The organism is Kitasatospora sp. NPDC048298 (assembly GCF_043201465.1).
Lineage (GTDB): Bacteria > Actinomycetota > Actinomycetes > Streptomycetales > Streptomycetaceae > Kitasatospora.
In genome coordinates this window covers 1-4,174 of sequence record NZ_JBICYZ010000147.1, presented here as the reverse complement: position 1 = coordinate 4,174, position 4,174 = coordinate 1, and the positions used below count along the sequence as shown (strand labels likewise).

Below are 4,174 nucleotides of genomic sequence, written 5' to 3'. Positions count from 1 at the left end.
TCCGACAGGAGGCCGTCCACACCCTCCCGGTCCGTGGTGTGGTCGTCCGCGAAACGACGGTCACCCGTCGCGTCCGGCACGTACTTCACACAGACAACGATCCTCAAGCTCACGGCCTTGTCTCCTGTACTGGTCTCGTCCGGCGGCTGCGGCGGTGCGAGCGGGCGCGAACACGGCACGCACCCGCCCCGGGCAGCGGATTCCCGTGCCGGTCCGGAACTTGCTGGCAGCATACTCGCCGGTAGCGCAGTGGTCACTACTGGCCAGTAGCTTATGCCGTGCGGCCACTCCGCCGCCTGCGCCCATCCTGCCCCAGCCCGGGGCCCGCTCCACCCGACGGGGCGGAACAAGTGCGGCCGGATTGCTCACACCGGGCTCGCGCCGCACTTCCACACCACCCGACGCTCACACCACCCGGCCGAGCGCCGCGATCACGTCCACCCGGCGCGGCTGCCCCGCCGCCCGCCGCACCACCCGGCCCTCCCCGTCCAGCACCAGGACGGTCGGCGTCCGCCGGACCTCCAGCCGCCGGACCAGCTCCAACCGCTCCTCGGCGTCCACCTCGACGTGCTCGACCCCGTCGACCATCCCGGCCACCTCGGAGAGCACCCGCCGGGTGGCCCGACAGGGCTGGCAGAAGGCCGTCGAGAACTGCACCAGCGTCGCCCGTACGCCGAGCGGCCCGCCCAGCTCGGCCTCCGACAGCCGTACCGCCCCGTCCTCGCTGCTCACCCTCGGCCTCCCGTCGCTCCCGGCCCGCGGCGGCCGGGCCCGGCCGCCGTCGAGGCACGACAACGCACGCCGTCGGCCGGGTCATCCCCCCAGTCTGCGGCAGCGCCCGCGGCGCCCGAAACGCGGTCGACCGCCGGGGCCGGTCCACGTACGATCGGCCGATGGACTCCGACCGTCGCCCAACGCCGCCGCCGGCCTGCCGTCGCGTCACCACCCGGGCCCGGTCCGCCGCCCGGCGAACACGCTGACGCCCCGCGCCGCCGCTCGCCGCTCGCCGCCGCCCGTCGCGACCTCCAGGAGCCCCCGTTGCAGACCGACCTCCGCGGCCCCCGCTTAGCCGCAGCGCTCAGCGCGTTCGTCCTGACCGTCGTCCTCTACACCGGCAGCTGCCCCCTCCTGGCCGCCCAGACCCTCGTCTTCGCCCTCGGCGCGTTCGGCGGCCTGCGACTGGCCCCCTACGTCCGACTGTTCCAGGTGCTGGTGCTCCCCCGGCTCGCACCGCCCTCCGAGACCGAGGACGACCGGACGCTCCGCTTCGACCAGGGCGTCCTCATGGTGTTCGCCACGGTCGGCGCCCTCGGCTACTGCGCCGAGGTCACCTGGCTCGGCGTGCTGGCCGGCGCGGCCGCCCTCACCGCCGCCCTCGGCAACGCCGCGTTCGGCTACTGCGTCGGCTGCGAGCTCTATCCCCTGGTCCGGCGCGCCCAGGGCCGCCTCACCGCCGGCGCCTGACGCGGGTGGGCGAAAAGTTCCCGTGGCAATCGATCACGGAGATCACACCGCCAATATCCGCTTGACCGCACGCCTCAGGTGACAGCAGGCACTCGTTCGGGGGATCATCTCCGTGAATCACCCGTGACCGCCGCGGAGTGCCGTGCTCCGGTCGGCACCACCCGCACAACGGAGCGGGTACCCGCCGAACCGGGCTCCGGCCCGTGGAAGTCAGGACTGACCGTGGCAGAGTTCGTGTACCCGCCGGTGATCGGCGCCGCACTCACCGCCTTCCGCGCGCTCGACGTGCGGATCAAGATCGTGGGCGCCGAACACATCCCCGCCAGGGGGGGAGCGGTACTGGTCAGCAACCACATCAGCTACCTGGACTTCCTCTTCGCGGGCCTCGGCGCGTACCGCGGCGGAAAGCGCAAGACCCGCTTCATGGCCAAGGACGACGTCTTCAAGCACCGGATCTCCGGCCCGCTGATGCGCGGCATGAAGCACATCCCGGTGGACCGCACCGACGGCCAGCCCGCGTACGACGCCGCCGTGCGCGCCCTCAAGGCCGGCGAGGTGGTCGGGGTGTTCCCCGAGGCGACCATCAGCCGCTCCTTCATGCTGAAGAAGTTCAAGACCGGCGCCGCCCGGATGGCCGCCGACTCCGGCGCCCCGCTGCTGCCCGTCGTGCTCTGGGGCACCCAGCAGCTCTGGACCAAGGGCCGCCCGAAGACCCTCACCAAGCGGCACGTCCCGGTCACCATCATGATCGGCGAACCGATCCACCTCGGGCCCGACGACAAGCCCGTCATGGTCACCCGGCGGCTGCGCGCCGCCATGAGCGAGATGCTCGACCAGGCCCAGCGCGAGTACCCCGGCAAGCCCTCCGGCCCGGACGACCGCTGGTGGCTGCCCGCCCAGCTCGGCGGCACCGCGCCCACCCTGGAGGTCGCCGAGGCCGAAGACGAGGCGGAGGCCCTCGCCAAGGCCGAGCGCCGCGCCGCCAGGGGTTGACCGCCAGGGGTTGACCGCCAGGGGTTGACCGCCAGGGGTTGAGCCTCACCCTCCTGCCACCCTTCTACTCCGTGTGGCCGAGCGACCGCGGTCCGTCGCGTGTCGCCCGGTCGCCGGTGCCCCCCGTCTGACACAGTGACAGCTCCTTTCAGGGGCCTTCGTCCTGAATCCGCGGCGGGGGCCACACGTCGGAGCGGTCGAGAGGCTCGGAGGCGGAGATGGCACGGATCACCACCGGCACACGGCAGTCACCCACGGGCAGGGCCCGCACCCGCGCAAGCGCCGGTGCGGGCCTTCTGCTTCTGGGCACCCTGCTCACCGGCTGCGGCGCCGAACCCGGCGACATCCCGCTCTCGGAGCTCCGACCGGAGACCCCCGCCGCCACCGAGCCGACACCCGCCGCGACCCCCGGCGTGGTCGGCGCGGCCGTCGGAGCCCCCGCGGCCCCCGCGCACAACGGACTGATCGTCAGTCGCGCGTCCACCGACTCCTCCCGCACCAGCAGCGCGATCATCACCCTCTCCCCCGACGGCACCGGCCAGCACCAGGTCACCCAGCCGCCCGCCCGCGCCCTCGACGACCGCCCGGACTGGTCACCCGACGGCACCACCATCGCCTTCGACCGCACCGACCCGCATACCGGCACGGCCCGGCTCTGGACCGTCCCCACCGCCGGCGGCCCCGAGCACCAGATCAGCCAGCTCTGCGACGGCGCCACCGCCGACTGCACCAACGAGGACGAACGCGCCCCCGCCTTCTCCCCGGACGGCAAGCAGGTCGCCTTCAGCCGCTCCTGGGGCGCCCTCGACACGTCCGGCAGCCACCAGGTCCAGTACTCGGACCTCTACCTGATGAGCCCCGAAGGCACCGACGTCCAGCGGCTCACCTTCCTCACCAACGACAAGCCCTACTCCGGCGCGGTCAGCAACCCCAGCTGGTCCCCCGACGGCAAGCAGCTCACCTTCGAGTACCGCACCAGCGCCACCGGGCAGCCCGCCAACAGTCGCGCCATCTACGTCGTCAGCGCGGACGGCACCGGGCTGCGCCAGCTCACCCCCTGGGAACTGCGCGCCGGCGAGCGCGCGGACTGGTCCCCCGACGGCACCCGGATCCTCTTCACCACCTACCCGGCCGGCCCCGACAACGCCCCCGGCGGCGCCATCTACACCGTCCACCCCGACGGCAGCGCCGTCGGTGCCCTCACCCCCGCGACCTCCAACGCCTTCTTCGGCCCGGCCTCCTACGCTCCCGACGGCAAGTCCATCGTCTTCACCCAGGCCCCCTCGGGCGCCGGTGCCGACCTCTACAGCATGCAGGCCGACGGTACGGGCGTCACCCGCCTCACCAACAGCGCGGACAGGTGGCTGAGCCGACCCGCCTGGGGAACGGCGGACGTCCCGGCTGCTCCCGCCGATCAGGTTCAGGCGCCGCAGGCCCCCCAGGCACCGCAGGCATCCCAGGCATCCCAGGCTCACCGGACGCCGCGGACGCCGCGGCCCGATGCCAGGCAGCCTGCCCAGGCCCAGGGGCAGACGTCCGCCGACAAGCCGCGGTCCGGGACGGAATCCGGCTCCAGGCCCGGGTCCGGGTCCGGGTCCGACGAATAGATCTCTCGGTTCCGAGAAATGCGAAAAGCCCCTGATCCGAATGGATCAGGGGCTTTTCAGAAGAATTGTTCGGCGGCGTCCTACTCTCCCACAGGGTCCCCCCTGCAGTA

General features: G+C 73.0%; 4 protein-coding genes and 1 pseudogene. 3 read left to right on the top strand and 2 right to left on the bottom strand.

Annotated features, from left to right (window positions below; genetic code table 11):
* Both ACGF0D_RS43970 and ACGF0D_RS43965 read right to left on the bottom strand, forming a co-directional pair.
* Positions 1-113, bottom strand: a pseudogene (locus ACGF0D_RS43970) (electron transfer flavoprotein subunit beta); the annotation flags it as partial.
* Positions 114-405: 292 nt separating this feature from the next.
* Positions 406-732, bottom strand: coding sequence for a TlpA family protein disulfide reductase (locus ACGF0D_RS43965; protein WP_392884596.1), 327 nt, complete (start codon positions 730-732; stop codon positions 406-408).
* A gap of 306 nt (positions 733-1,038) precedes the next feature.
* Between ACGF0D_RS43965 and ACGF0D_RS43960 the strand changes: the two genes are divergently transcribed.
* The 3 genes from ACGF0D_RS43960 (at position 1,039) to ACGF0D_RS43950 (ending at position 4,064) form a co-directional block, all read left to right on the top strand.
* Positions 1,039-1,464, top strand: coding sequence for a DUF4395 domain-containing protein (locus ACGF0D_RS43960; RefSeq protein ID WP_392884597.1), 426 nt, complete (start codon positions 1,039-1,041; stop codon positions 1,462-1,464).
* 222 nt (positions 1,465-1,686) lie between these two features.
* Positions 1,687-2,457 (top strand): lysophospholipid acyltransferase family protein, encoded by a 771-nt coding sequence (locus ACGF0D_RS43955; RefSeq protein WP_392884598.1) that lies wholly within the window; start codon positions 1,687-1,689, stop codon positions 2,455-2,457.
* 218 nt (positions 2,458-2,675) lie between these two features.
* Positions 2,676-4,064 (top strand): TolB family protein, encoded by a 1,389-nt coding sequence (locus tag ACGF0D_RS43950; RefSeq protein WP_392926163.1) that lies wholly within the window; start codon positions 2,676-2,678, stop codon positions 4,062-4,064.
* The last annotated feature ends 110 nt before the right edge of the window (positions 4,065-4,174 follow it).